This window comes from Bifidobacterium xylocopae, assembly GCF_003315615.1.
Taxonomy (GTDB): Bacteria; Actinomycetota; Actinomycetes; order Actinomycetales; family Bifidobacteriaceae; genus Bombiscardovia; species Bombiscardovia xylocopae.
In genome coordinates, this window is the sequence record NZ_PDCH01000026.1 from 1 (window position 1) to 3,494 (window position 3,494).

General features: G+C 64.9%; 1 protein-coding gene. It reads left to right on the forward strand.

Annotated elements, in window-relative coordinates:
* The coding region (locus tag CRD59_RS07455) for an RCC1 domain-containing protein (RefSeq protein WP_113854057.1) at window positions 1-3,282 on the forward strand (3,282 nt) is incomplete at its 5' end.
* Between the last annotated feature and the right edge of the window lie 212 nt (window positions 3,283-3,494).

Below are 3,494 nucleotides of genomic sequence, written 5' to 3' on the forward strand. Positions count from 1 at the left end.
ACCGTAGACGGCTTCACCCTCTCCCCCACCAAAGGACCCGCCAACACGGCCGGCACCCACACCACCATCACCCCACCCACCCCACCCGACGGCGTGCACTTCACCCAGATCAGCGCAGGCAACAGCCACAGCCTGGCCATCGGCGACGACGGCAACACCTACGCATGGGGATACAACTCGGACGGCGAGCTCGGCACCGGCAGTTTCAACACCTTTTCCAGCGCTATGCCATTACGCGTATCCACACCGGCCGGCGTGCGCTTCGTGCAGGTTAGCGCAGGCTGGGACCACAGCCTCGCCATCGGTGACGACGGACACGCATACAGCTGGGGAGACAACGGCTACGGCGAGCTCGGCAGCAGCGACACTGGGCTCGCCCGCAGCGTGCCCGAGCGCGTGACCGACCCGGCCCCCGACACCGTCTGGGCCACCATCAGCGCAGGCCAAGACTATAGCCTCGCTATCGACAGCGACGGACACGCATACAGCTGGGGATGGAACCAGTACGGCCAGCTCGGCGCCGGCATCAACATCGGCAGCTCCATCGATCAACCCGTGCGCGTGACCGACCCGGCCCCCGACACCACGTGGTCCGCCGTCAGCGCAGGCGACCTGCACGGCCTCGCCATCGACAGCGACGGACACGCATACGGCTGGGGAAACAATGAGCACGGCGAGCTCGGCAACGGCAGCAGCGACCGCAACCCCCACCCCACACCCGCGCGCGTCCACGACCCCGCAGGCCAACCCAACACCACCTGGACCACCATCAGCGCAGGCAGAATACACAGCCTCGCCATCGACAGCGACGGACACGCATACAGCTGGGGACACAACGACTTTGGCCAGCTCGGCAACGGCAGCAGCGACAACAGCTACACCGACCACAGCACGCCCGCGCGCGTCCACGACCCGGCCCCCGACACCACCTGGACCGCCATCAGCGCAGGCCGGGCGCACAGCCTCGCCATCGACAACCACGGACACGCATACAGCTGGGGACACAACGACTTTGGCGAGCTCGGCAACGGCAGCAGCGACACCAACCCCCACCCCACGCCCGGGCGCGTGACCGACCCGGCAGGCCAGCCCAACACCATCTGGACCACCATCAGCGCAGGCAGCGAGTACAGCCTCGCCATCGACACCAATGTACACGCATACAGCTGGGGACGAAACACCGACGGCCTGCTCGGCGACGGCAGTACAACCAATAGCAGTATACCGGTATGGGTAGCGGTGCCCCAGTACACCATCACCGGCATCAACGTTGACGGCACCGGCATCGGTGCCGCAGACAGGAGAGTCAACCCCACTACTGGGGTATGGGACACTACCATGCCCAGCCACACGCCCGCCACCGTAAACGTCACCGTCACCTACCGGCACCAAACCTACCGGCACCAAACAGTGCAATCACCATGGCATGGCATCACCATCGGCGGCGGAGTCCAGACCGACACCGTCACCCTCCACTACACATACGCCACCGCATACATCGTACGATTCAGCCTGGGCGACGCGGCCGGCCACACCGGCAGCCCCACACCAGCCGACCAGCATCTCTTGGACGGCGAAACCATCACCTCACCGCAGGACCCCGAATGGGAACACCACTGGCTCACCGGATGGGCCAAGGCCGACGGCAGCACCTGGGACTTCAACACACCCGTCACTTCCGACATGACGCTGACCGCCCAATGGCAGGCCTGGCAATTCACACTCGACCCCATCAGCGGACTCGAAACAGGAGGCAACACCCTCCACATCACCCCACCCCCCAACCCACCACTACCCCTCAGACTCACCCACATCAGCGCAAGCCACAACCACACTCTTGCTATCGGCAGCGACGGCAACACCTACGCATGGGGACTGAACGACTACGGCCAGCTCGGCGACGGCACCACCACCAACCGCAACCAGCCGGTGCGCGTGCACACACCGGCCGGCGTGCGTTTCACCCAGATCAGTGCAGGCTTCGACTACAGCCTCGCCATCGGCGACGACGGACACGCATACAGCTGGGGATGGAACCGGTTCGGCCAGCTCGGCGATAACAGCACCACTGACCGCAACACGCCCGTGCGCGTCCACGATCCGGCAGTCCAGCCCAACACAACATGGACCACCATCAGCGCAGGCAACACGCACAGCCTCGCCATCGACAACCACAGACACGCATACAGCTGGGGAGACAACCAGTATGGCGAGCTCGGCAACGGCAGCAGCGACACCAACCCCCACCCCACGCCCGTGCGCGTCCACGACCCCACATGGTACCCTAACACCACCTGGACCACCATCAGCGCAGGCGGCTGGCACAGCCTCGCCATTAACTCGAACGGATACGCATACAGCTGGGGACGCAACAACTACGGGCAGCTCGGCAGCAGCGACACCAACCCCCACCCCACGCCCGTGCGCGTCCACGACCCCACATGGTATCCCAACACCACCTGGAGAACCATCAACGCAGGCTGGAACCACAGCCTCGCCATCGACAACAACGGATACGCATACAGCTGGGGACGAAACGACGGCGGCCAGCTCGGCAACGGCAGCAGCGACACCAACCCCCACCCCACACCCGCGCGCATCAACGACCCAACAAGACAACCCAACACCACCTGGACCACGATCAGCGCAGGCATCGATCACAACCTCGCCATTGACACCAACGAACACGCATACAGCTGGGGACGCAACCCGTACGGCCAGCTCGGCACCGGCAGCAGAGACTACAATCCCCACCCCACACCCGCGCGCGTCCACGACCCGACCCCCAACACCACCTGGACCACCATCAGCGCAGGCTGGGACCACAGCCTCGCCATCGACAACAACAATCACGCCTACAGTTGGGGATGGAACCAGTACGGTCAGCTCGGTGACAACAGCAACACCGACCGACTAGCGCCCGTCCCCGTCGGCCTTCGCCAGATTGTGGTCACCGGCATCACCCTCGACAGGAACGACGCCACACCCGCACCCGCCTGGAACACCGGCAGCCGCACCTGGGACACCACAGCACCGGCACACCCCGCAGGAACAGTCCCAGCCACCATCCACTGGACCCTAGCCGGCCAACCCCAAACCGACTACCCACTCACCTACACCTACACCCCCCACTACACCCTGCCCAAAGCCGGTAGCATACCCATCCAACGGCTCAGCGGAGGCACCCTCCTACTGCTCACCACCCTGGCCGCCCTCACCATGACAGCCCACCAGCTCAGCCGCAGATACCAGCCAGGCAGACACACCACCATCAGCGCCTAATACCCCAGGAACGACACACAACCACGGCCCGGCGGCAACCCCCACCACCGGGCCGCCCATCCCAAAAAGGGCCCCCGATACCCCGCTCTCTTCTACCCATCTGACGCCCCCCACCCAGGCCTCGCTCTCTACCTCGTCTGTCCCCGTTCCGCACCCGCACATACCTACGACGCCTTTTACTCAGTCTGGATCAGTGACCGACTCGTCAACCA